Source organism: Streptomyces sp. NPDC054796, assembly GCF_053611545.1.
Genome location: NZ_JBSHAO010000032.1, coordinates 79,981 through 103,337, shown reverse-complemented (window position 1 = coordinate 103,337; position 23,357 = coordinate 79,981). Strand labels below are relative to the sequence as shown.

Genomic DNA, 23,357 nt, shown 5'->3' with positions numbered 1-23,357 from the left:
GGTTGATAGGCCGGATATGGAAGCCCTGTGAGGGGTGGAGTTGACCGGTACTAATAGGCCGAGGGCTTGTCCATAGTTGCTTGCGTCCACTGTGTTAGTTCTGAGACCACGAACAGCCGTGTTTATGTCCGGTGTTGTGTGTTTCATAGTGTTTCGGTGGCCATAGCGTGAGGGAAACGCCCGGTTACTTTCCGAACCCGGAAGCTAAGCCTTTCAGCGCCGATGGTACTGCATGCGGGAGCGTGTGGGAGAGTAGGACGCCGCCGAACTCCTTTTATGTTGAGGGCCCTTGAGCGGGTTCCCGGTGACAGTGTCACTAGGGACCCTGCTCGGGGGCCCTTTTCGCATGCCCGAAAACAGCAGAACCCGGCCCTGGCATTTCACATCTCCTTGGCGGCTCAAGAGCGTACGTACGCGTACGGCCCGGGCAGTACGGCGCCTGTACGTACCCGCGTGTGTGCCTTCTCGCTGCTTCCTTACTCGATCTAGAGGCGTCCCGCTGCCTTCAAGGCGAGGTACGCGTCCGACAGCGCGGGAGCAATATCCGCGGGCAAGGCGTCGACGACGATGACGCCATGACGGCGAAGGCGGTCGGCGACATTTCTGCGTTCCGTTTGCGTACGAGCTGCTGCGGCTGCGTCGTACACCGCCTCGACGGTGCCACGAGCACGTGTCATTTCCTCGATACGGGGATCGGCGACAGAAGCCACCAGGACCGTGTGGCGCTCCGTGAGAAGAGGCAGCACAGGGAGAAGCCCCTCCTCGATTGCCGAGGGCTCCAGGCCCGTCAGCAGGACGACGAGGGAGCGATGTGAGGCGATGCGCAGCGCGGTCGACGCCAGCCCACGGGCATCCGACTCCACCAGGCTCGGTTCCAGCGGGGCCATGGCCCCCACGAAGGCCGGCAGCACGTTGTGCGCGGTGCGGCCCTTGACGGTGGCGCGGGAGACGCGGTCGTACGCGAGAAGGTCGACGCGGTCGCCCGCACGCGCGGCGAGCGCGGCCAGGAGAAGCGCGGCGTCCATGGAGGTGTCGAGACGGGGCGCGTCGCCCACGCGCCCGGCGGAGGTGCGGCCGGTGTCGAGGACGATGAGGATGCGGCGGTCGCGTTCGGGGCGCCAGGTGCGGACGGCGACGGCGGACTGGCGGGCGGTCGCCCGCCAGTCGATCGATCGGGTGTCGTCGCCTGGCACGTACTCCCGCAGGCTGTCGAATTCGGTGCCTTCGCCGCGCGTGAGGATGCTCGTGCGGCCGTCGAGTTCGCGGAGGCGGGCCAGCTTCGAGGGCAGGTGCTTGCGGCTGGCGAAGGCCGGGAGGACGCGGACGGTCCACGGAACGGCGTGGCTGCCCTGGCGGGCCGCGAGACCGAGTGGACCGAGGGACCGGACGGTGAGGCGGTCAGCACGGTGGTCGCCGCGGCGCGTGGGGCGCAGGGGCGTGGTGATGCGTTGCCGTCCGCCGGGTTCGACGGTGAGGCGATGACGTCCGGAGAGGGGCCCTGCCGCCTCCGGCCAGCTGCTGGGGGGCCAGGCGTCGCGCAGCAGGGCGCGCAGCGGTCGCCGGGAGGGGTTGGTGACGACGACGGTGACGTGCGCATCGTCGCCGAGTCGAACTGATGTATCACCGGATCGTGTGAACTGGAGCCGATTCACTGGTGCTGCCCGTGCGAGGTCGTACAGGATTGCGAGTAGCAGCAGGAGCTCGACGGCGAGGATGCCGGTCCAGCTCGGTAGCAGGAGGCCGACCAAGAGGGCGCCGAGGGCCGCGAGGAGGGCGGTGCGTCCGGTGAGTGCCATGGGGGTGCTCGCCAATCAGCCGAGAGCGTCTCAGCGGGGGACCGGGACGTGGGCGAGGATCGAGTTGATCACGCTGTCCGGAGTGACGCCCTCCATCTCGGCCTCGGGACGCAGTTGGACGCGGTGCCGCAGGGTGGGGAGAGCGAAAGCCTTGATGTCGTCGGGGATGACGTAGTCGCGGCCGGTGAGCCAGGCCCAGGCGCGAGCGGCGGAGAGCAGAGCGGTGGCCCCTCGGGGGGAGACTCCGAGGGCGAGTGAGGGGGAATCACGAGTGGCGCGGCAGATATCGACGACGTATCCCGTGACTTCGGGGGAGACCGAGGTCTTGGCGACGGCGGCACGTGCGGCTTCGAGTTCGGCAGGGCCCGCGACGGCACGGACGCCGGCCGCTTGAAGATCGCGTGGGTCGAAACCTTCGGCGTGGCGCGTCAGGACGTGGATTTCGTCCTCGCGGCTGGGCAGCGGAAGGTTCAGCTTTAGCAGGAAGCGGTCGAGCTGTGCCTCGGGGAGGGGGTATGTCCCCTCGTACTCGACCGGGTTCTGGGTGGCAGCGACGAGGAACGGCTCCGGGAGAGCGCGGGGCGTTCCGTCGACCGAGACCTGACGTTCTTCCATGGCTTCGAGAAGCGATGCCTGAGTCTTCGGCGGGGTCCTGTTGATCTCGTCCGCGAGAAGCAGGTTGGTGAAGACAGGACCGGGCTGGAAGGAGAACTCGGCGGTGCGCGCGTCGTAGACGAGCGATCCGGTGACGTCGCTGGGCATGAGGTCGGGGGTGAACTGGAGCCGCTTTGTCTCCAGCTCGAGTGTGGACGCCAGCGTGCGCACGAGAAGTGTCTTGGCGACGCCGGGGACGCCTTCGAGCAGTACGTGTCCGCGGCAGAGCAGGGCGATGACCAGTCCGGTGACGGCCGCGTCCTGGCCGACGACTGCCTTGGCGATTTCAAGGCGCAGCGATTCAAGGGCGCTGCGGGCGCTGTCTGCGGAAGGGGCGCTCACGGGGTGCGGTCCTTGTCTGTGGGAGACGGGGCGGGGGACGCGGCGGTCATGCGTCGTTCGAGTCGGTCGAGTTCGTCGGCGAGCTGGATCAGAGCCGTGTCGTCCTGTGGTGGGGCGCCGAAGAGGAGGGCGCGGATGCCCGCGCTGTCCGTGACGGTTGGCTCGTCGCCTTGCGGGGGCCCGGAAACGGGAGAGACGGGGCCGGTGGGAGGAGGAGCCATGTCCGCCGGTGTGTGTGCGGCCATTGCCGGAGCGAGGACTTCGGGCGAGTGGGCTTGGGAGAGGGGGACACCGACGAGAGGAGCCAGACGGGTGCGCGTCGCGGTACGGAGGGCGTCGGCGGCGCGATCGCGCGCATGAGCCCTGCGGTAGAGACGGGCACGGCCTTCGGTCGCCTCGGAGGCACGTACGGAGACGGGGAGGCGTTCGGGAACGAGCGGGCCGAGACGGCGGGCACGCCACAGGGCGGCGAGTACGGCGGCGATGCCGAGTTGGAGCAGGGCCCACGTCCAGCCGTCGGGCAGGAGGGCGAAGAAGCCACGGTTCTGGCTGTCCGTGGCGGAGGTGTCGGAGGGCGAGGGGAGGTACCAGACGAGATGTTCGCGCGAGCCGAGAAGCTGAAGTGCGAGCGAGGCGTTCCCGCGGTGGCCGAGGCGGTCGTTGTACAGGGGGTCGGGGGCTCCGAGCAGCACGGTGTCCCCGGTGTCGGGGCTTGTGCCACTGTCGCCGTGACCGCGGTCGGCGGGCAGGCGCAGCAGGGACGGCAGGCCCTGGTGCAGGTAACAGGCGTCGGCGTGACGGGGAGCGCCCGCGTAGCGGAGGCCGCCGAGGTCCGCGTCTCCCGCCCGTTCGGCGGCGGGGAAATCGCAGTCGGGCGGAGTGGGCTGGATCTCGGCCGGCGCGGCTGCGCGTACGCCGGGTGCGAGCTCCGAGGCCGAGGCTCGTCCCGGAGCGACGAGGATGGTGCGCCCCCCGCGCTCGGTGGCTTCACGGATCTTGGACCGTTGGTTTTCGCTGAGGCTGTCGGGCTGGGCGACGAGGAGGGTCGTGTCGGGACCCGCCTTGGCGGCCGCCTCGGTGATGGTGGTGGCCACTTCGGTGTCGACGCCTTGCTGGGCGAGGAGTTCGGCAGCGGCTCTGCTGCCGTAGCGGTCGGCGGACCGGGGGTCGAGTACGCCATGGTGGCCCCCGGAGCGCATGGCGGCGAGGATCACGCCTGCCGCGGCGAGGACGGCGGCGGCGATGAGCAGGCCGCGGGCTCGCTTCCACAGTTGGCGGGCTGTGGGGGAGAGGGACGTGGACGCGTCGGAGCTGCTCAACGGCCGCCTCCATGCGCGGAGGCGGGGCCGGAGCCCTCGTCCTTGGCGGCCAGGGCGTGGGCTTCGGTTCCCGCTCTGGCACCGGCCCCGGCGAGGCGGGGCTTCGCCCGCTGGAGTGCGGTGTCCAGGTCACGCATGCGGGTGTACGCCGGGGCGTCGGCCGACCGCCCCGCGTATGTGACTTCGTCGAAGTCGTGCGCGGCAGAGCGTAGGGCGGGTGCGTGGTCGGGCAGTTCACGGCCCGCTTCGGTGGCGGCCTCGTCGGCGGTCCGGCCCGGGCCGGGGTCCAGCAGCGCACGTTCTTCGAGGGAGCGGACGATGGCGCGCATCCGTTCCTGGAGGGCTTCGCTCCAACGGGCGGCCGAGGCATGTGCTTCCGCGGCGGCGCGGTGGTCGGCGGCGCTGCGGGGTCCATCGTGGAAGAGCGCGCTGTCCTGGGAAGAGGACGTCGGGCGGAATTTGCCCAGCCGGAGCCGCAGCGCCACGACCAGCAGCACGAGCACCAGCGCCAGGACCGCGAGGCCGACCCAGCCGCCCGGGGTCGCGCCTGCCGCGGCGGACAGCAGGTTGTTCACACGCTCCCAGACCCAGTCGAAGAGCTGCTGGAGCAGGCTCGGGTCGTTCTCGTGGTACCGCGCTTTGGACAGCTCGCGTTCCGCCGCTTCCCGGGCGGGAGCGCGGGGGACGGTCACCGGCGGACCGTCGTCGTCCGCCGCGGAGGACGACGACTGCCGGGTGAGAACCGGGAGCAGAGCCGCTGTTGCCAGACCCCCAGCCATGGCGTCAGCTTCCGGGCGTGGGGTGGTCGGTCCGCATGCCGCCGTCGCCGTAGCCGGGCACGCCTGCGGCCCGTGCGAGTTCGAGGTCGAGGGCCTCGCGGCGGATGCGCTGGTCGAGATAGAGGAGAGCGGTGACTCCGGCGCTGATGGGAAGGGTGATCGTGGAGGAGACCACTGCTCCGATGCCCGTGATGATGAGGAACGTCCAGCCGGTGGGGGGTGCCGTTCCGGTGAAGGCGGAGGTGCCCTCGCCTCCCGCGAGCATGCCGATGAACGTGGTCGGCATCTGGATGATCGAGGAGACGATGAAGACCAGGATGTAGGCGAGCAGTTGGATGCCGAAGATGCGCCACCAACTGCCTCTTACGAGCTTGCCGGAGCGGCGCATCGAGGTGAGGACGCCCTGCTTCTCCAGCATCAGCGCGGGCGGGGAGAGGCTGAAGCGGACCCAGACCCAGACGGCTCCCGCCAGCCCGATCACGAGGCCGATGAGGAGGAGGGCCACACCGGGGCCGTCGGCGCCGGCGGTGAGAAGGGCGAAGCCGGGTACGGCGCCCGCGAGTATGACGAGGCTGACCAGCAGCGGGACCAAGACGAGGAGGCCGAGCAGACGCAGCAACTGAGGGCGGGCGTCCCGCCATGCCTCGCCGGTCGAGACGCCCCGGCCGAGGACGGCGCGGCTGACCACGACCGTCAGCATGGCCGTGGCGATCACGGAGCCGAGTATGCCGACGACGGCGGCGACGGCGGAGCTGCTGAGGGTGCCGCTGGTGGCGCTCAGGATCTCGTCGGAAGTGGGGTTGGGGTCGTTCGCCAGCGCTTCCAGGTCGCTGGAGCCCTGGAGCCAGAGTCCGCTGACGACGGTGGCCACGACCTGGGTGACGATGGCGACCGCGAGGGAGATCCCCAGCACGGTGCGCCAGTGGGCGCGCATGGTGGTGACCGCGCCGTCGAGGATCTCGCCCACGCCGAGGGGGCGCAGCGGGATGACGCCGGGCTTGGCAGCGGGGGCCTGGTGCCAGGTGGCGTTCCAGTTGCCCCAGCCGGGCTGCCCAGGCGGTGGCGGAGGTGGAGCGGCGCCCCAGCCCTGTCCCTGCGCCGGGGGCGGCTGCTGTGCCGACCAGTTGCGAGGTTGCTGGTCCGAGGGAGTCTGCGGAGACGTGCTCCCGGACGCCTCCGACCCGTTTTCTTCGGAGGGTCGGTCGGCCGGGGAGGATCCGGGCGAGGCCCAGCCCGGAGAGTCGTTCACGTGTGGTCACCTCGGAGTGTCGGTCGCTCCATCGCCTGGTTGGCAGCCATCGTGCCACGGCCCGATGTTGCCCGGGCCGGGCCCCGGGGCGTTCCTTTGCCTTCTGGTGATGGTGCGGGTGGGGGCAGACTGTGCGGATGGCTGATCAGTTTGTTCCGGTGTTGCGGTGGGAGGAACGTCCGGAGGGGCCGGTTCTGGTGCTTCTTGACCAGACACGGCTGCCCGTCGAGGAAGTTGAGCTGGTGTGTACGGATGTACCCGCTCTGGTGGCGGCAATCCGTGCCCTCTCTGTGCGCGGTGCCCCGTTGCTGGGTATCGCGGGTGCTTACGGCGTCGCGCTCGCCGCCGCGCGGGGGTTCGATGTCGCGGACGCGGCGGAGCAGTTGGCGCACGCGCGGCCGACGGCGGTCAATCTCGCGTACGGGGTGCGCCGGGCGGAGGCGGCGTACCGGCTCGCGCTCGACGCGGGGACGGGCGACGCGAGCGCTGCCGCTGCGGCGCTGACCGAGGCGCGGCTCGTGCACCGGGAGGACGCCGAGGCGAGTGCGCGGATGTCCGAGCTGGGGCGGGAACTGCTGGACGAGCTGCTGCCGGGCGGTCGGCTGCGGATCCTCACGCACTGCAACACGGGCGCGCTGGTGTCCGGCGGCCAGGGGACGGCCCTCGGGGTCGTACGGGCCGTGCACCAGGCGGGCGAGCTGCGTCGGCTCTGGGTGGACGAGACCCGGCCGCTGCTCCAGGGGGCGAGGCTGACGGCGTACGAGGCGGCACGTGACGGCATGGCGTACAGCCTGCTGGCAGACAACGCGGCGGGGTCGCTGTTCGCGGCGGGCGAGGTGGACGCCGTACTGATCGGCGCGGACAGGATCGCGGCGGACGGGTCGGTGGCCAACAAGGTGGGCAGCTACCCGCTGGCGGTGCTGGCGCGCCATCACCGGGTGCCGTTCATCGTGGTGGCGCCGGTGACGACGGTGGACATGTCCACGGAGAGCGGGGCGGAGATCGAGGTCGAGCAGCGGCCGGGGTTCGAGGTGACGGAGATCGCGTCGCCGTACCACTCCGACACGAGGGGAGAGGCGGGCGCGGGCCTGACGGAGCAGCCCGGCGCCGGGATACCCATAGCGCCGGTGGGTGCCCAGGCGTACAACCCCGCCTTTGACATCACCCCGGCTGAGCTGGTCACGGCGATCGTTACGGAGCGTGGCGTGATCTCACCGGTGACCAGGGAAAACGTGAGTGGGCTGTGTTCCACGTCACGAAAGGGAACGTCACGATCAGGCGATGGGATGATGAACCCATGAAGGGACGCGTCCTCGTCGTCGACGACGACACCGCACTGGCAGAGATGCTTGGCATCGTGCTGCGCGGCGAAGGCTTTGAACCGTCGTTCGTGTCGGACGGTGACAAGGCGCTTGCCGCTTTCCGCGAGACCAAGCCGGACCTTGTGCTGCTCGACCTGATGCTGCCCGGCAGGGACGGCATCGAGGTGTGCAGGCTGATCCGGGCCGAGTCGGGGGTGCCGGTGGTCATGCTGACCGCCAAGAGCGACACCGTCGACGTGGTGGTCGGTCTCGAATCCGGTGCGGATGACTACATCGTGAAGCCGTTCAAGCCCAAGGAGCTGGTAGCAAGGATCAGGGCACGGCTGCGGCGGTCCGAGGAGCCCGCGCCGGAGCAGCTCGCTATCGGGGACCTGGTGATCGATGTCGCCGGGCACTCGGTGAAGCGGAACGGGCAGTCCATCGCGCTGACGCCTCTGGAGTTCGATCTCCTGGTGGCGCTGGCCCGTAAGCCATGGCAGGTCTTCACCCGTGAGGTGCTGCTGGAGCAGGTGTGGGGTTACCGGCACGCGGCGGACACGCGCCTGGTGAACGTGCATGTGCAGCGGTTGCGCTCGAAGGTCGAGAAGGATCCGGAGCGGCCGGAGATCGTGGTGACCGTGCGCGGCGTGGGATACAAGGCCGGGCCTAGCTGACATGTCCCGGAACGGCTCTGCTCCGCACCGTACGGGTGGGGGCGGAGCCGGGGACCGCGAGTCCGAAATGTCTAAATTCGGGCGGTTGTGGCGCAGTGGCGCGCTCTTCTCCGAGGGGCTGCTTCCCGAGGGGGCGACCGGCCCGCGTGCGCACCCGATGGTGCGGATCTTCGTCCGCTGGGTGCGCCGTCCGCTGCTGCCCGTCTTGCGGCTGTGGCGGCGCAACATCCAGTTGCGGGTGGTCGCCGCCACGCTGCTGATGTCGCTCGGCGTGGTGCTGCTTCTGGGGCTCGTGGTGATCGGCCAGGTGCGTAACGGGCTGCTCGACGCCAAGGAGAAGACCGCGCAGAGCCAGGCCGCGGGCGGCTTCGCGGCCGCGCAGGAGATGGCCGACAGCTCGGGGAGCGGCCGCGGTGGCGAGGGCGGTGGAAGCTCGCGCGCCAGCGGCGGCAGGAGTACGCAGAACACCGGCACCTGGCTGAACAACCTGGTGGAACAGCTCGCCAGCGGTGGCCAGGGCGTCTACTCGGTCGTGGCGCTCGGCTCCGACAACAACGAAGCGCCCTTCCTGGGCACCGGAAGCACGAGCACCAGGGGGCCCCGCTCCTCCGGTGACATCCGCCCCGAGGAGAGCGTCCCCGCCGACCTGCGCAAGGCCCTCGACGAGCAGCCGGGCACGCACCAGCGCTACGCGAAGGTCTACCGCATCAACGGCGACAGCGATGCCGCGCTCATCGTCGGCAAGCGCCTCAACGACGCCAGCGGCAATCCGTACCAGCTCTACTACGTCTTCCCGTTCAGCCAGGAGGAGGAGTCCCTCAGCCTGGTCAAGGGCACGCTGGCGACCGCGGGGGTCTTCGTCGTCGTCCTGCTCGGAGCCATCGCGTGGCTCGTGGTGCGGCAGGTCGTCACGCCCGTACGGATGGCCGCCGGGATCTCGGAGCGGCTGGCCGCTGGCAGGCTCCAGGAGCGGATGAAGGTCACGGGCGAGGACGACATCGCGCGCCTCGGCGAGTCCTTCAACAAGATGGCGCAGAACCTCCAGGTGAAGATCCAGCAGTTGGAAGCGCTGTCCCGGATGCAGCGGCGCTTCGTCTCGGACGTCTCGCACGAGCTGCGTACGCCGCTGACGACGGTACGTATGGCGGCCGACGTGATCCACGAGGCGCGGGAGGACTTCGATCAGGCGACCGCGCGCTCGGCCGAGCTGCTGCTCGGCCAACTGGACCGGTTCGAATCGCTGCTCGCCGATCTGCTGGAGATCAGCCGTTTTGACGCGGGAGCGGCCAATCTGGAGGCCGATCCGATCGACCTGCGCAATGTCGTCAGCCTCGTCGTCGAGGGATGCGAGCCGCTGGCCGAGCGCAAGGGCAGCCGGATTCTGGTGCGGGGCGACGAGCGTCCCGTGATCGCGGAGGCCGACGGCCGCCGCATCGGACGTGTGCTGCGCAACCTCGTGGACAACGCGATCGAGCACGGCGAGGGCCGCGACGTGGTGATCCGCCTGGCCTCCGGGGGCGGCGCGGTCGCGGTCGCGGTCCGCGACTACGGGGTCGGGCTCAAGCGGAACGAGGTCAACCGCGTCTTCAACCGTTTCTGGCGCGCCGACCCGGCCCGCGCCCGTACGACCGGGGGCACGGGGCTCGGCCTCTCCATCGCCGTCGAGGACGCACGGCTGCACGGCGGCTGGCTCCAGGCGTGGGGCGAGCCGGGCGGCGGCTCCCAGTTCCGGCTGACGCTGCCGTGTGCGGCCGGAGACACGCTGCGCGGCTCCCCGATACCGCTGGAACCGGCCGACTCGCGCCGCAAGCGGGGCCTGGACAGCGGCGTCCCCCCGCAGACCCGCATGAGCGACGACGCGAACCCCTCCGCGAACCCGCCGGCGCCCGCGCCCCTGCCCGCGCTGCCGCCCGGCCGGACGGAACCGCAGCGGGCGCCGAGATCGTCGGCTCCGGCCGAGCCGTCGGCCCTCGTCGGCGCCAGAGAGGCCAGAGAGGCGCGGAACGGCAGAGACGCCGGAGACACCACGGGCACCGGCGACGGCGGTGGAGACGGCGACAGCGGTAACGGGAAGCGGAACGGGCCGGGAACGCGCGCCACGACGCGCGGGGACACGCGAGAGGAGGGCAGGGATGAGCGCTGAGCACCGACACGGTCACCCCAGCGGTCCTAGTGGTCCCAGTGGTCCCAGCGGTCCCGGTCGCCCGTCTGCCACCCGCCCCCGCTCGCGCGCCGTCGGCGTGCTCCTGGTGGCCTGTGCCGTGCTGCTGTCCGGATGTGCGTCGATGCCGGACGAGGGCAAGGTCGACCGGGTGGACTCCTCCCACCGGGCCGAACCCGATTCGCAGGTCCGCGTCTTCGGCGTCAGCCCGCAGAAGGGCGAGGAGCCGCAGCAGATCGTGCGCGGCTTCCTGGAGGCGACGACGAGCGACGAGGCCACGTTCACCACGGCCAAGGAGTACCTGACCAAGGGCCTGGCGCGTAGCTGGGACCCGTTCGCCCGTACGACCGTGCTCTCGGACGGGCCGAGCCCCGGCAGGGCGCACCGCACGACCGGAGAGCGGGGCTACACCGTCGAGGTGTCCGGTTCCCGCATGGCAGTCGTCGACGGCAAGCACGCGTACTCACCGGACAAGGGCGACTACACCAAGGGCTTCCACCTCTCCAAGGTCAAGGGGGAGTGGCGGATCGACCGCATGCCGAGCGGGCTGGTTCTCGGCGAGTCCGACTTCCAGCGCATCTACCGCCCCATCAACACGTACTACTACGCCCTCCTGGGCCCCGACTCCGAGTCGGTGGCCGGAGGCAAGGACGTGCTGGTCGCGGACTCCATCTATCTGCGGCGCAGGATCGATCCGGTGACCGAGACGGTCGCCGCCCTGCTGGCGGGGCCGACCGACTGGATCGACCCGGTGGTCACGTCCTCCTTCCCCAGGGGCGCGAAGCTGGCGCGCGGTCAGCACCTGTCCCTGGACGACTCCGGCGCACTGTCCGTACACCTCAACGCGCGGGGGGCGCGCGCCGACCGCGCGCAGTGCTCCCGAATGGCGGCCCAGGTGCTCCATACCGTCCAGGGCCAGGCGTCGGCGAAGGTCAGCAAGGTCGAGCTGGCGGGGCCCGACGGCGAGGGGCTCTGCGAGCAGACGCGCGAGCAGGCCGAGATCTACGAGCCGGGCAGGCTCAACGGGCGTGCGGCACGCCAGTACTTCATCGACGACAAGCACCGTGTCGCCGCGTTCGCCGGGAACAGCGAGAAGCCCAAGCCCGTCGAGGGCGCCCTCGGCCAGGGCAAGGTCGAGATGGGCTCCGTCGCCGTCAGCCGCTCCGAGCGCGAGGGCGCGGCCGTCACGCGCGGGCGGCGCTCGCTGTACGTCGCCTCGCTGGCCCAGGGCAGTGACCTGGGCGAACCCGTGCTGACGAGCAAGGCGAAGAGCGAGGAGGACAGGCTCACGGCGCCCAGCTGGGACGGCCTCGGGGATCTGTGGGTGGCCGACCGCGATCCGGACAGCCCCCGGCTGCTGCGGCTGCGCGGCGGTACGGAGACGCCCGAGGAGGTCACGGTCCCCGGCCTGCGCAAGGGGCAGCGGATCGAGTCCCTGCGCATCGCGTCCGACGGCGTGCGGATAGCCCTGCGGATCCAGGAGCCGAACGGACGCAGGACGCTCCAGCTGGGCCGTGTCGAGCGCTCGGGAACGGTCGAGAAGCCCGAGGTGACCGTCGCCGAACTGCGCCCCGTCGCCCCGCAGATGGAGGACGTCGTCGCCGCTTCCTGGGCGGGCGGCAGCCGGCTCGTGGTCGTGGGGCGTGAGTCGGGAAGCGTGCAGCAGCTCCAGTACATGGAGACGGACGGCTCGGTCTCCAACCAGCCGACGCTGCCCGGCATCAACGACGTGACGGGCGTGGCCGCCTCGGAGGACGAGGACAAGCCGCTGCTCGCCGACTCGGAGGACGGCATCGTGCGGCTGCCTCCCGACGCCAACTGGAAGACACTGACGGGCAGCGGGTCGGAACCGGTCTACCCGGGATAGGCACCGCCCACTCCCGGATAGGCCACCACTTCCACGTCCCGCCGCTGGTCCCGTCGACGCTCCGTCTACCTGCGGTTTTGCCTCCGCTCCCCCTCCCGTCCCTGAGTTATCCACAGGGGTGGTGGCGGGCGAGCAACGCTGACACAGTGGTGGTCATGCGGGAGTTGTGGCAGGAACTCCAGCAGGAACTCACCGGGCTGGTGCTGCCCGCGGACTGCGCAGGTTGCGGATCGCCGCGGGCACGGGGCCAGCTTTGCCGGGAGTGCAGCAGCGCGCTGACATGCGCGGTGCCGCGACGGGTGTGGCCGTCGCAGGTGCCGTCAGGATTGCCCGCGGTCTACGGAGCTGTGCCGTACGCCGATGAGGCACGGGCCGTGCTGCTCGCTCACAAGGAACGTGGGGCGCTGCGGCTGGCCGCGCCGCTCGGGGCCGTGCTGGCCGGAGCGGTGCGTATGGCGGTCGCCGGGGCCGGGGCCACACCCCCGGCCACGCCACACGTCCCCCGCGGACCGGTCAGTCTCGTGCCCGTTCCCTCGGCGCGCCGCGCCGTCGCGGGGCGCGGGCACGATCCGGTGCGGCGGATGGCGGTGATCGCGGCACGGGAGCTGCGGCGGAGCGGAGTGCCCGCGCGGGTGCTGACGGTGCTGCGGCAGCGGCGCGCGGTCGCGGACCAGGCGAGGCTGACGGCCGAGCAGCGGCTGGCGAATCTTAACGGCGCGCTGGAGTCCGCGCCCGGCAGTGCGAGATTCCTTGAGGAGGGGGAAACGGTGCTGGTGGACGACCTGATGACGACGGGAGCCTCCCTTGTGGAGGCGGCCAGGGCGATATCGGTGGAGGCTGGAGGTGTGGCCGGAGCCGCGGTGGTCGCGTGGCGTCCGTGAGCCGGTACGCATGGTGCGGGAGGTGGCTGGGAATGCGGTACGGAACTAGCAGAGACCCGGCATCGTTGCAGGTAATAGATGCCAAAAAGTCCCTGAACGGAGGTACGTGCCAGTAGGGGGTGCCGACCATCCCCCAGTGGAGGTACGTTCGGATTGGGGTGACGATCTTCCCTTCGGGGGAGAAGGAGGTGACAGTCGCAAGCCGACGTTTTCCGGAGGTCAAGCGGCAGGAAGCCGACCTCTGGTGTCAGTGCACAAAGGATGCGCTCCGCGCGTCGAGGCGTGGGCCGTCCGGGAACGGAGTTCTGCGTGGACATCGTCGTCAAGGGCCGTAAGACCGAGGTGCCCGACCGGTTCCGCAAGCACGTGGCCGAGAAGCTGGAGAAAATCCAGAAGCTCGACGGAAAGGTGATCAGCCTGGATGTCGAGGTGTCGAAGGAGCACAATCCCCGGCAGGCCGACCGTTCCGACAGGGTGGAGATCACCCTGCGAAGCCGAGGGCCGGTCATTCGTGCGGAGGCAGCGGCCTCCGACCCCTACGCGGCGCTGGACCTGGCGACCGGGAAGCTGGAAGCGCGGCTGCGGAAGCAGCACGACAAGCGCTGCGTCAAGCGCAAGGGGAACCGAGCACCGATGAGTGTGGCGGAGGCGACCGCGCCCCTTGCGGCGGAACTCAATGGTCAGCTCGACGCGGCGGTGTCCGCCGCGCCCGAGGGCGGCGGTCAGGCCGTGATCACCAAGGTCGGACCGCTGGACGTGCAGGGAGAGGGCCCGCTGGTGGTCCGCGAGAAGACGCACGCCGCCGCCCCGATGACGCTTGACCAGGCGCTTTACGAGATGGAGCTGGTCGGGCACGACTTCTATTTGTTCGTTGACGCCGAGACCAAGCAGCCGAGTGTCGTCTACCGGCGGCACGGCTACGACTACGGGGTGATCCACCTGGAGCCCGATCCCTTCGTCGAAGAGCCACCTCCGGGCGCCGGTGGCGCTCTTGGCGGCTGACCGTCCCCAACTGCCCCACACCTGAGTGAGCGGCGCCCCCGGCCGGGTCGAGAGCCCAGTTGGGGGCGCGGGCATGGAATTATGTCCCCACACGCCAACCCGCTCTGTGCGCAATGGGGTTGGTGCGGCATAGCCTTGCAGGGGGAGGAACCATGGTGGACAGCTTCGGGCCAGCGATGCCCATGCCCCACGCACACTCGGGCCCGTCGGACGAGGATCTGCGCGCGAGGGAACTGCGCAAGGAGCCCATTCGCGTCCTGGTCGTGGACGATCATGAGCTTTTCCGTCGCGGGCTGGAGATCGTTCTCGCCCAGGAGGAGGACATCCAGGTCATCGGCGAGGCGGGGGACGGAGCCGAGGCCGTGGACAAGGCCGCCGATCTGTTGCCCGACATCGTGCTGATGGACGTGCGGATGCCCAGGCGCGGCGGCATCGAGGCGTGCACCTCGATCAAGGAGGTGGCCCCCAGCGCGAAGATCATCATGTTGACGATCAGCGACGAGGAGGCCGATCTCTACGACGCGATCAAGGCCGGGGCGACCGGTTATCTCCTCAAGGAGATCTCCACCGACGAGGTGTCCGCGGCGATCAGAGCCGTGGCGGACGGCCAGTCCCAGATCAGCCCGTCGATGGCGGCGAAGCTGCTCACCGAGTTCAAGTCGATGATCCAGCGCACCGACGAGAGCAAGCTGGTGCCAGCGCCCAAGCTGACGGACCGCGAGCTGGAGGTCCTCAAGCTGGTGGCCACCGGGATGAACAACCGGGACATCGCCAAAGAGCTGTTCATCAGCGAGAACACCGTCAAGAACCACGTGCGCAACATCCTGGAGAAGCTCCAGCTCCACTCCCGCATGGAGGCTGTCGTCTACGCGATGCGGGAGAAGATCCTCGAAATCCGCTGAGCCCGGCGGCCGGAGCCCCCGGGCGACGGTGACCGAGCGCCGGGCCGGACCGGGGCCGGGCGGGCCGGTTACGCGGAGGCGGCCAGCGCCGAGAGCAGCTCAGCGCGGAGGACCGGATCGTCGCACCGGTCGACGCGCACCTCCTCGCACCCCACCCACTCCGCCGCCTCCCACAGGGCCTGGGCCATCGGTGCGACCGCCTTGGGCCCCGCCATCGACACCTGCCGCGCCACCAGCGCAGCGCCCTCGCGCCCAGGGTCCACGCGTCCCGCCAGCTTGCCGCCCGTGAGCAGCGGCATCGCGAAATAGCCGTGCACCCGCTTCGGCTGCGGCACATACGCCTCCAGCCGGTGGGTGAAGCCGAAGATGCGCTGGGTGCGCGGCCGGTCCCAGATGAGGGAGTCGAAGGGGGACAGCAGCGTCGTACGGTGCCGTCCGCGGGGCACCGACTCCAGCGCTGCCGGGTCCGCCCAGGCCGCGGCGGTCCCGCCCTTGTCCTTGCCCCACCCCTCCACGTCGACCGGCACAAGACCCGTGTCCGGCAGGACCTCGTCCACCTGCTCGGCCTTCAGCCGGTGGTAGTCGGCGAGATCGGCGCGGGTCGCCACGCCCATGGCGGCGCCTGCCTGTGTGACGAGGCGGCGGACGCACTCGCGGTCGTCGATGTCGTCGTGCAGGAGCGCGTCCGGGATGGCGCGCTCCGCCAGGTCGTAGACCCGCTTCCAGCCGCGACGCTCCGTGCACACGACCTCACCGGTGTCGAGCAGCCACTCCACCGCGATCTTGGTCTCGGACCAGTCCCACCACTCCCCGCCGTTGCGTCCCCCGCCCAGCTCGGCGGTGGTCAGCGGGCCCTCGGCCTTCAGCCGGTCGCGAACGAGCGCCGTGGAGCCCTCGCGGTCCTCCATCCGGTGCCAGCGGTGCCCCCGCGCGAGGAAGGCCCGGCGCCGGAAGGCGAAGTGCGGCCACTCCTCGACGGGGAGGATGCAGGCCGCGTGCGACCAGTACTCGAAGCTGTGGCCCCCCGACCAGTAAGCGGACTCCACCGTGTCCCTGCCGACGGCGCCGAGACGGGCGTACGGCACCAGCTCGTGCGAGCGGGCCAGCACCGAGATCGTGTCCAGTTGCACGGCGCCGAGGGCACGCAGCACGCCGCGCACTCCCGCACGGCGGTCCGGCGCCCCCAGGAAGCCCTGCGCGCGCAGCGCGATCCGACGGGCCTCATCGGCGGAGAGGGAGATCCTGGCAACCGGGGTGCTCGTCGCGCTCGACGTCTCGCTGCTCGTCATGCGGCTCACCATAAGTGCCGCCACCGACAATCCACTTGGACCCGGTCACCGTCGCCCCTCCGCCCCGGCCACCCCTCCGCCCCGGCCACCCCTCCGCCCCGGCAGCGTCGGCCGCCCCGGCAGCGTCGGCGCCGTCACCCCGTCGCCGACCCCGCCCTCGCCGCCGGGAGGTAGGGCGTCCGCAGCGGGCGCCCCCAGTCCGTGGGCAGGAGCGCGGCGACGCGCGCGTCCCTGCGCGTACCCCGGTGCGCTATGCGCGCCCGCTGCACCCCCTCCAGCACGAAGCCCAGCCGCAGCGCCACCGCCAGGGACCCCTCGTTCCCCACCTGCGCGACCCATTCGAGCCGCTCCACGCCCAGCCCCGCGAAGGCCCAGTCGATCACCGCGCGGGCCGCCTCCACGGTGTAGCCCTTGCCGCGCTGCTCTTTCGCGGTCCAGAAGCCCAGCTCGGCCTGACGGTCGGGAGTGCGCAGCAGACCGAGCCGCACCAGGCCCATGGAACCGACGAAGGCGCCGTCCCTGGTGAAGACGCCGAAGTTGTACATGGTGTCCGACTGCCATCCGTCAGGGCTGACGCCGAGCACGAATTCCTCGGCGTGCTCGCGCTCGTACGGCACGGGCACCGGGATCCAGCGGGGTATCTCGGGGTCCTGGCAGGCCGCCCGTACCGCTTCCACATCGCGCTCGTCGAGGGGACGCAGCAGCAGGCGCTCGGTGCTGAGGGTGATCGGTTCCATTCTCCGATTGTGCGCCGCCCCTGCCAGCGCGTCCCGCGTCTCCCGGCACCTTCCGGGACTCCGGCACGTTAGGGGTACAGGGGCCGTCGCCCCTCGCATACGATGGCCGGTGCGGCGGGGACCGTATCGCCGTGCCCGCGCACTGACCGTGCCAGGCCCGACCGGCAAGGAGCCACCCTAAGTGTCCGTCTTCGGCAAGCTCATGCGCGCAGGTGAAGGGAAGATCCTGCGCAAGCTGGACCGCGTCGCGCGGCAGGTGAATTCCATCGAAGAGGACTTCGTGGACCTGTCGGACGCCGAGCTCCGGGCTCTCACGGACGAGTACAGGGAGAGGTACGCCGACGGCGAGAGCCTCGACGACCTGATGCCGGAAGCGTTCGCGACGGTTCGCGAGGCTGCCAAGCGTGTGCTCGGGCAGCGCCACTACAACGTGCAGGTCATGGGGGGCGCGGCCCTCCACCTCGGCTACGTGGCGGAGATGAAGACCGGTGAGGGCAAGACCCTCGTCGGCACGCTGCCCGCCTACCTGAACGCGATCTCCGGTGACGGTGTGCACATCATCACCGTCAACGACTACCTGGCGCAGCGCGACTCCGAGTGGATGGGCCGCGTGCACCAGTTCCTCGGCCTGACCGTCGGCTGCATCGTCGCGAACATGACGCCCCAGCAGCGCCGTGAGCAGTACAACTGCGACATCACCTATGGCACGAACAACGAGTTCGGCTTTGACTACCTCCGCGACAACATGGCGTGGTCGAAGGACGAGCTGGTCCAGCGTGGCCACAACTTCGCGATCGTCGACGAGGTGGACTCCATCCTCATCGACGAGGCGCGTACGCCGCTGATCATCTCCGGTCCGGCCGACCAGGCCACCAAGTGGTACAGCGACTTCGCCAAGCTCGTGAAGCGGCTGGAGAAGGGCGAGGCGGGCGATCCGCGCACGCAGAAGCCCGAGACCGGTGACTACGAGATCGACGAGAAGAAGCGCACCGTCGCCATCCACGAGGCCGGTGTCGCCAAGGTCGAGGACTGGCTGGGCATCGACAACCTCTACGAGTCGGTGAACACGCCCCTCGTCGGCTATCTCAACAACGCGATCAAGGCCAAGGAGCTGTACAAGAACGACAAGGACTACGTCGTCATGGACGGCGAAGTCATGATCGTCGATGAGCACACCGGCCGTATCCTCGCGGGCCGCCGCTACAACGAGGGCATGCACCAGGCCATCGAGGCGAAGGAGGGGGTGGACATCAAGGACGAGAACCAGACGCTCGCCACGATCACCCTCCAGAACTTCTTCCGGCTCTACGACAAGCTCTCCGGCATGACCGGTACGGCCATGACCGAGGCGGCCGAGTTCCACCAGATCTACAAGCTGGGCGTCGTCCCGATCCCCACGCACCGCCCCCTCGCGCGGCTGGACCAGGCGGACCTGATCTACCGCACCGAGGTCTCGAAGTTCGACGCGGTCGTCGACGACATCGCGGAGAAGTACGAGAAGGGCCAGCCGGTGCTGGTCGGCACCACCTCGGTCGAGAAGTCCGAGTACCTCTCCAAGCAGCTCAACAAGCGCGGCGTGCGCCACGAGGTCCTGAACGCGAAGAACCACGAGCGCGAGGCCGTGATCGTCGCCGAGGCGGGCCGCAAGGGCTCGGTCACCGTCGCCACGAACATGGCGGGCCGCGGTACGGACATCAAGCTCGGCGGCAACGCCGACGACATCGCGGAGAAGGAACTGCGCGCCCAGGGCCTCGATCCCGTGGAGGACGCCGAGGCGTGGGCTGCGGCGCTGCCCGCCGCGATGGAGAAGGCGGAGAAGGCGGTCGAGACGGAGTTCAAGGAGGTCAAGGACCTCGGCGGGCTCTATGTGCTCGGCACCGAGCGGCACGAGTCGCGCCGTATCGACAACCAGCTCCGCGGCCGTTCAGGGCGTCAGGGAGACCCGGGCGAGTCCCGCTTCTACCTCTCGCTGGGCGATGACCTGATGCGGCTGTTCAAGGCCCAGATGGTCGAGCGCGTGATGTCGATGGCGAACGTCCCCGACGACGTCCCGATCGAGAACAAGATGGTCACCCGCGCCATCGCCTCCGCGCAGTCGCAGGTCGAGCAGCAGAACTTCGAGATCCGCAAGAACGTCCTCAAGTACGACGAGGTCCTCAACCGTCAGCGCGAGGTCATCTACGGCGAGCGCCGCCGCGTCCTGGAGGGCGAGGACCTGCACGAGCAGGTGCGCCACTTCATGGACGACACCATCGAGGCGTACGTCCAGGCGGAGACCGTCGAGGGCTTCGCCGAGGAGTGGGACCTGGACCGGCTGTGGGGCGCGTTCAAGCAGCTCTACCCGGTGAAGGTCACGGTGGAGGAGCTGGAGGAGGCCGCGGGCGACCGCGAGGGCATCACGGCGGACTTCATCGTCGAGTCCATCAAGGACGACATCCACCAGCAGTACGACGCCCGCGAGGAAGAGCTGGGCTCCGAGATCATGCGCGAGCTGGAGCGGCGCGTGGTCCTGTCCGTGCTCGACCGCAAGTGGCGTGAGCACCTCTACGAGATGGACTATCTCCAGGAGGGCATCGGCCTGCGCGCGATGGCCCAGAAGGACCCGCTGGTCGAGTACCAGCGGGAGGGCTACGACATGTTCCAGGCCATGATGGACGGCATCAAGGAGGAGTCGGTCGGCTATCTGTTCAACCTGGAGGTCCAGGTCGAGCAGCAGGTCGAAGAGGTTCCCGTCGAGGACAAGAAGCCCGAGGAGGCGAAGGCGTCGCTGGAGAAGGAGCCGCAGGACGCGGTTCCCGCCACGGCCGGGTCCGGCGGCTCCGGCGGGTCCGGGACCCCCGCGATCCGCGCCAAGGGCCTCGACGCGCCGCAGCGCCCCGACCGCCTGCACTTCTCCGCGCCGACCGCCGAGGGCGGTGTCGTCGAGGGCGAGATGGAGACCCCCGGCACCCCGGTCCGCTCCGAGGCGGACGGCATGACCCGCGCGGAGCGGCGCAAGGCGCAGAAGGGCAAGCGCCGCAAGAAGTGACGGTGAGACGGTGAGGTGACGGCCGTCCGCCGCCCGCCCCCGCCGCCTGACGACGTTCCTGACCCGGCCCCGGCATCCCCGTGAGGGGGCGCCGGGGCCAGGTCGTGTGCGGGGCCGCTTCGCGGGGTGCGGGCGCGGGCGGTGTGTCAGGTGTGTGCCGGGGTGGGGAGGGGGCGCCTCCGGGGCGGGGGTGGTGCGGTGCGGCTCGTACGGGCCGGGCCCGCGTGGGGGCCGGGGCCCGTGCCGCCGGGGCTTCGTGAGGGGGCGCCGTCGAGGCCGTCGAGCGCGAGCGCGGCACAGCGCCAGCGCGGCCCGTCGCCGTCGCCGTCCTCGTCCGCCTCCAGCCGGAACGCCAGCGCACGAAGGCGCCCGCCCGACGTGATCCGCGCGAACGCCTCGATCACCCCCGCACGCGGCTGCTGCCTGTCCACCTCCGCCACCACGGGGGCACCGGAACCGACGCCGCGCGGCCTGAGCGGCGCCCGCGGGGCGAGCCGCGCCAGCTCCTCGAAGACCGGGCCCTGGACGTGCCCGAGCAGCGTGTGGACGGGGCGCTGTCCGCTGAGGACGAGCAGCAGCCGCTGCGCGAACCAGTGGTGCGGCTGCTGGGCGCGGCCGTGCTGTGCGGCGGCCCGCAGCGCGGAGTCGGCGGGCCGCGCGCCCGTGCGGCGGCGCTGCGGGGCGCGCCCGGGCCCCCGCTGGTCCCGCCGCCCTGGCGGGCCCTGGCGGCGGCGCGCGGACGGCGACGGCGATGGCGCCGAGGGCAGCGGTGCCGACGCGGTGGCGGGGACGGGGCGGGCGGCGGATGGCTTGGACGGCTGGGACGCGCTGTTCATGGGGACCCCCGATGCGTGGCGGGCACGGGCAGGGCCGCGGTTGCGGATACCCGGCGGTAGCTTCGGTGTCGGTTGTAGCGGGACCGCTCACGGGGCCGCAACGCGCCCGTACCCGGCCGCGCCGGGCCGGGAGAGGTTCACCTATCAGGACCCACGGGCGGACGCGGGCTGACGCCGCACCCCGGTCACCTGCGGCTTCGCGGCACGCCCGTACGGGTGCGCGCGGACGTGCGGACCGTATCCTGGCGGTGCATACGGTCCGGCGATACACGAAAGCGGCAGCCATGCGTGTCTATGTCCCCCTGACTCTTTCCGCTCTCGAAGAGGCGCACAAGGCGGGTGAGCTGGGGCCGGGGCCGGGGCCGGGGCCGTCGCCGGAGCAGGACGCGCTGGTCGCGTACGCGGTCACGCCCGGGCTGCGCGAGTGGTACCTCTCCGACGACATCGAGGAGCTGGAGTACGCCGCGCTCGGCCGCGCGGCCCAGGCTTCGCTGCGGCTCCTGGCGGCCGACCCCGGAGCGGCACGGCGCCGGGTGGTCGTGGCCGCCGACGTACCGGACGCCGCCGTCAGCCCCGCGCCGGGCGACGGCGCCGCCGCCGGAGGCTCGGGGGACCCGGCCGGGCTGGGCGAGGTACGGGTCGCGGAGACGGTACGGCTCGCGAAGGCCGCCGCGGTGCATCTCGACGCGGCCGACGCGGAGGCCGACGTGGCGGCGGCCGTGGACGCGCTGGACGCGGCCGCGCGTGGCGACGAGGACGCGCGTTTCACCGTCGACGGCGCGGAGGACCACGAGCTGCTGTGGTACGCCACACAGGAGATCCCGAACCTGCTCGGCTGAACGGCCCCTGAACCGGGCCCCTGAGCTGGGCTGCCCTGACTCTGTCGAGCCCCGTGGGGCGGACCCGTGGGGCGGGGCTGACGGGCGGGGCGGGAGGAATCCGGTACCGGATTGTCGGACCCGGCGCGTACGGTCGGGAGACATGGGAACGGGGAACCTGAAAAGACGTCCGGGGCACGAGGGGCACGCGGCGCACATCGTGTGGGACTGGAACGGCACGCTGCTGCACGACATCCACGCCGTGATCGACGCCACCAACGCCGCCTTCGAAGAGCTGGGCATGGCGCCCATCACGCTGGAGCGCTACCGGGAGCTGTACTGCGTGCCCGTGCCGCGCTTCTACGAGCGGCTGATGGGACGGCTGCCCACCGAGGAGGAGTGGGCGGTGATGGACGAGACCTTCCACCGCCACTACTGGCAGCGCGTCCACGACGCCGTGCTGGCCGAGGGCGCCATGGAACTGCTCGCCGGGGGAGGCGAGGCGGGGCGCACCCAGTCGCTGTGCTCCCTCGCGCCGCACGACAGACTGCTGCCCCTGCTGCGTACGCACGGCATCGAGCGGCACTTCCTGCGCGTCGACGGCGCGACGGGCCCTTCGGGCGGCGGCAAGGCGGCCCAGATGGAGCGGCACCTCACCCTGCTGACGTCGCTCGGCGGCGGCGTCGAGGCGTCCCGCACCGTGGTGATCGGGGACGCGCTCGACGACGCGCTTGCCGCGGCCCACGTAGGTGCTCACGCCGTGCTCTACACCGGCGGTTCGCACAGCAGGGCCAGCCTGGAGGAGGCGGGTGTGCCCGTCGTGGACACCCTCGTGGAGGCCGTCGATGAGGCCGAGCGCCTCGCCCGCGCCTGAGGCGGCTCCTGAGCCCGCGCCTGAGCGGCCCCCTCGTGGAACGGGCGGCGCCCTCACGGGCCCGGCCTGCCGCGAGTCGCCGCACCCCCGCCAGCCGTGCCCTCGCCGCATGACCGCCCCGCTACGAGACCGGTGCCTTCGCCCGCGGCACCGTCAGGAACTCCCGCATCCACCCGGAGTGGTCCGGCCAGGCGCGGGAGGAGACGAGGGTGCCGTCCACCATGGCCTCGGAGTCCTGGAAGGTGGTGCCCGCGGCCTCCATGTCCTGCTCCAGCGCCGGGTAGGCCGTGACGCGGCGGCCCCGGAGACCGCCGACGGAGGCGGTCAGCAGCGGGCCGTGGCAGATCTGCGCGACGGGCTTGTCGGCGTCGAAGAACGCCTTGAGGATCTTGCGCAGCTCGGCGTCGTCGCGCAGATATTCGGGCGCACGGCCGCCCGGGATCACCAGAGCGGAGTACTGGCCCGGATCGACATGAACGTTGTAGCCCTCCTCGCGCAGCCGTTGATACGGGGAGAGGACTTCCAGGGACTCGGCCGCGTCACCGGTCACGATCAGGATGCTGGCGGTCATGGTGTCCACATCCGGAGCGCCGCGCGTATTCAACGTGCTCCGGGCGGGCGTTTTGCCAAGGGCGCGCTCAGGCCCCGCTCGGCCCCGGTCAGGCCTCGTCCGGATCCCGTCGCGGCCCCGCTCCGGCTCCGCCCTCGGCACGCCCGCTGCCTGCGGGTTCGTCCCCGGGCAGCGCTGTCGCTGTCCATTCCGTCAAAGTCCGGCCTCCGCTTTTGTACAACTGCGGCCCATGACGGGGGTGCGGTGCGGGACGATAGCCTTACGTACGTGATCAGCC

Annotated in this window: 19 protein-coding genes and 1 rRNA gene; 11 read left to right on the top strand and 9 right to left on the bottom strand. The window is 70.8% G+C overall.

From position 1 onward, the window contains the following. Nucleotides 1–152: 152 nt before the first annotated feature. A 5S ribosomal RNA gene (gene rrf, locus ACWGJ2_RS25070) occupies nt 153–269 on the top strand. Between the two features lie 216 nt (nt 270–485). Here rrf and ACWGJ2_RS25065 read toward each other — a convergent pair. The 5 genes from ACWGJ2_RS25065 to ACWGJ2_RS25045 are packed head-to-tail and all read right to left on the bottom strand — an operon-like array spanning nt 486 to nt 6,139. Further along, nucleotides 486–1,796, bottom strand: a complete 1,311-nt coding sequence (locus ACWGJ2_RS25065; RefSeq protein ID WP_453348458.1) for a DUF58 domain-containing protein — start codon at nt 1,794–1,796, stop codon at nt 486–488. Nucleotides 1,797–1,826: 30 nt separating this feature from the next. Further along, the gene (locus tag ACWGJ2_RS25060) at nt 1,827–2,792 is read right to left on the bottom strand and encodes an AAA family ATPase (protein WP_453348457.1); all 966 of its coding nucleotides are present in this window, start codon (nt 2,790–2,792) and stop codon (nt 1,827–1,829) included. Then, the gene (locus ACWGJ2_RS25055) at nt 2,789–4,111 is read right to left on the bottom strand and encodes a DUF4350 domain-containing protein (protein WP_453348456.1); all 1,323 of its coding nucleotides are present in this window, start codon (nt 4,109–4,111) and stop codon (nt 2,789–2,791) included. The genes ACWGJ2_RS25060 and ACWGJ2_RS25055 overlap by 4 nt, the downstream gene beginning before the upstream one ends. Then, on the bottom strand, nt 4,108–4,890 hold the full coding sequence (locus ACWGJ2_RS25050; RefSeq protein ID WP_453348455.1) for a DUF4129 domain-containing protein: 783 nt from the start codon (nt 4,888–4,890) through the stop codon (nt 4,108–4,110). Before ACWGJ2_RS25050 ends, ACWGJ2_RS25055 begins: the two co-directional genes overlap by 4 nt. A gap of 4 nt (nt 4,891–4,894) precedes the next feature. Then, the gene (locus tag ACWGJ2_RS25045; RefSeq protein ID WP_453348454.1) at nt 4,895–6,139 is read right to left on the bottom strand and encodes a hypothetical protein; all 1,245 of its coding nucleotides are present in this window, start codon (nt 6,137–6,139) and stop codon (nt 4,895–4,897) included. 137 nt (nt 6,140–6,276) lie between these two features. Here ACWGJ2_RS25045 and mtnA point away from each other — a divergent pair, with 137 nt between their 5' ends. From mtnA to ACWGJ2_RS25010, 7 genes are all read left to right on the top strand, one after another. Then, complete coding sequence (gene mtnA, locus ACWGJ2_RS25040; RefSeq protein ID WP_453348453.1) at nt 6,277–7,440, top strand: S-methyl-5-thioribose-1-phosphate isomerase; 1,164 nt, start codon at nt 6,277–6,279, stop codon at nt 7,438–7,440. Continuing rightward, entirely contained in the window at nt 7,437–8,114 is a 678-nt protein-coding gene (gene mtrA / locus ACWGJ2_RS25035) for a two-component system response regulator MtrA (RefSeq protein ID WP_453348452.1), read from the top strand. Before mtnA ends, mtrA begins: the two co-directional genes overlap by 4 nt. A 1-nt stretch (nt 8,115) precedes the next feature. Next, nucleotides 8,116–10,257 carry an MtrAB system histidine kinase MtrB gene (gene mtrB / locus ACWGJ2_RS25030; RefSeq protein WP_453348451.1) on the top strand — a complete coding sequence of 714 codons (2,142 nt, stop codon included), beginning with the start codon at nt 8,116–8,118 and terminating at the stop codon, nt 10,255–10,257. Continuing rightward, the gene (locus ACWGJ2_RS25025; RefSeq protein WP_453348450.1) at nt 10,247–12,142 is read left to right on the top strand and encodes an LpqB family beta-propeller domain-containing protein; all 1,896 of its coding nucleotides are present in this window, start codon (nt 10,247–10,249) and stop codon (nt 12,140–12,142) included. Before mtrB ends, ACWGJ2_RS25025 begins: the two co-directional genes overlap by 11 nt. 155 nt (nt 12,143–12,297) lie before the next feature. Continuing rightward, nucleotides 12,298–13,023, top strand: a complete 726-nt coding sequence (locus ACWGJ2_RS25020; RefSeq protein ID WP_453348449.1) for a ComF family protein — start codon at nt 12,298–12,300, stop codon at nt 13,021–13,023. 309 nt (nt 13,024–13,332) lie between these two features. Then, the gene (gene hpf, locus ACWGJ2_RS25015) at nt 13,333–14,025 is read left to right on the top strand and encodes a ribosome hibernation-promoting factor, HPF/YfiA family (protein ID WP_453348448.1); all 693 of its coding nucleotides are present in this window, start codon (nt 13,333–13,335) and stop codon (nt 14,023–14,025) included. A 152-nt stretch (nt 14,026–14,177) separates the two neighbouring features. Then, on the top strand, nt 14,178–14,927 hold the full coding sequence (locus ACWGJ2_RS25010) for a response regulator (protein ID WP_453348447.1): 750 nt from the start codon (nt 14,178–14,180) through the stop codon (nt 14,925–14,927). 68 nt (nt 14,928–14,995) lie between these two features. Here ACWGJ2_RS25010 and ACWGJ2_RS25005 read toward each other — a convergent pair whose 3' ends face one another. Then, a complete protein-coding gene (locus ACWGJ2_RS25005) occupies nt 14,996–16,216 on the bottom strand; it encodes a winged helix-turn-helix domain-containing protein (protein ID WP_453348446.1) in 1,221 nt (406 codons plus the stop codon). A 134-nt stretch (nt 16,217–16,350) separates the two neighbouring features. Then, nucleotides 16,351–16,953: a GNAT family N-acetyltransferase gene (locus ACWGJ2_RS25000; protein WP_453348445.1), complete on the bottom strand. Its 603-nt coding sequence runs from the start codon at nt 16,951–16,953 to the stop codon at nt 16,351–16,353. 181 nt (nt 16,954–17,134) lie between these two features. On the opposite strand from ACWGJ2_RS25000, the gene secA reads away from it, so the two are divergent. Beyond that, complete coding sequence (gene secA / locus ACWGJ2_RS24995; RefSeq protein ID WP_453348444.1) at nt 17,135–19,981, top strand: preprotein translocase subunit SecA; 2,847 nt, start codon at nt 17,135–17,137, stop codon at nt 19,979–19,981. 146 nt (nt 19,982–20,127) lie between these two features. On the opposite strand, the gene ACWGJ2_RS24990 is transcribed toward secA, so the two are convergent. After that, a complete protein-coding gene (locus tag ACWGJ2_RS24990; protein WP_453348443.1) occupies nt 20,128–20,817 on the bottom strand; it encodes an Rv3235 family protein in 690 nt (229 codons plus the stop codon). A 284-nt stretch (nt 20,818–21,101) separates the two neighbouring features. On the opposite strand from ACWGJ2_RS24990, the gene ACWGJ2_RS24985 reads away from it, so the two are divergent. Both ACWGJ2_RS24985 and ACWGJ2_RS24980 read left to right on the top strand, forming a co-directional pair. Continuing rightward, nucleotides 21,102–21,656, top strand: a complete 555-nt coding sequence (locus ACWGJ2_RS24985; RefSeq protein ID WP_453348442.1) for a DUF6912 family protein — start codon at nt 21,102–21,104, stop codon at nt 21,654–21,656. A gap of 142 nt (nt 21,657–21,798) precedes the next feature. Continuing rightward, nucleotides 21,799–22,509 carry an HAD family hydrolase gene (locus ACWGJ2_RS24980; protein WP_453348441.1) on the top strand — a complete coding sequence of 237 codons (711 nt, stop codon included), beginning with the start codon at nt 21,799–21,801 and terminating at the stop codon, nt 22,507–22,509. Nucleotides 22,510–22,630: 121 nt separating this feature from the next. On the opposite strand, the gene ACWGJ2_RS24975 is transcribed toward ACWGJ2_RS24980, so the two are convergent. Continuing rightward, a complete protein-coding gene (locus ACWGJ2_RS24975) occupies nt 22,631–23,080 on the bottom strand; it encodes a DJ-1/PfpI family protein (protein WP_453348440.1) in 450 nt (149 codons plus the stop codon). Nucleotides 23,081–23,357 lie beyond the last annotated feature (277 nt).